The 915-nt window shown below is 53.0% G+C and carries 1 protein-coding gene and 1 pseudogene; both read right to left on the reverse strand.

What is annotated here, in order from left to right; all coding sequences use genetic code 11:
* Window positions 1-215: pseudogene (locus BG842_RS21610) on the reverse strand (hypothetical protein); the annotation flags it as partial.
* A gap of 359 nt (window positions 216-574) precedes the next feature.
* The coding region (locus tag BG842_RS21615) for a helix-turn-helix domain-containing protein (RefSeq protein ID WP_175424245.1) at window positions 575-915 on the reverse strand (341 nt) is incomplete at its 5' end.

A 915-nucleotide genomic window follows, 5' to 3' on the forward strand; every position in this document is an offset into this window, starting at 1 on the left:
CCGTCGGTCACAAACGGCGACAGGGCCGGAAGCAGCGGTCCCACGACTCCCGGCGACTCCGATTCGACGCGCCGAAGAACGTCGAGGGTGGCTTTGCGCTCCTCAGTCGGTGCCGTTTCGAACCGCTCCAGACACGCGATAGCGCCGTCGTGTTCCCCCGAATCGAGCAGTTCGGCGAGTCGATCGACGGAAGGTCGGTGAGATGACTCGTCCATCGTTCGTTGCCGTGGACGTCTCGCGGCGACACCAGGTGGTGAAGTCGTGTTAAAAGATGTTCTCGTTCAGTTGGCTGATCTGATTCACTGGTATCTGTCTGGGTCATGAGTTCTTCAAGAAGTGCTTCGAGCGGAATCGGACGGTCAGCGTTCTGGATGAGATAGGTGAGAATCTGTCGGCGTTGTGCATCAGCTACAAGTTCGAATATCTCATCAACTGAACATTGCTGATCATCGTCATCGTCAGAAGAGGAGCCCATTTCCTAGCTACTATCGGATGTAGTTGTAAAAGGGCTAGGTCTGTTCAAACAGGGCCGTTTAAAAGTCAGGTGGGGAATGAAAGACAGTCTGAAATTTCATTACTGGGACGCACCGAACAGCACATACTCCACAACTGCTTCGATACCATGGCGAATCCGGTCAGACAACGATTGTTGACTGATGTCGAGTTCGTCCGCCAATTCCGAGAGAGTCACCTGTCGGGGAGTCTCAAAATAGCCACGTTGGAATGCAAGCACGAGTGCTTCACGTTGTTTGTCGGTAACGATGTTCGCTAATTGTGAGGCTCCGGCGTCGCTCAATGCTTGCATTTTACCGAGTGTGTATTCGATTCCGTTGTCGCGGCTCAAATTATGGAATCGCGTCAGCTGGTCTTGGGAGGGGAACAATAACTCAAACTCCCAATCGTCATCGCCATAGC

Source organism: Haladaptatus sp. W1 (assembly GCF_001723155.1).
GTDB lineage: Archaea > Halobacteriota > Halobacteria > Halobacteriales > Haladaptataceae > Haladaptatus > Haladaptatus paucihalophilus.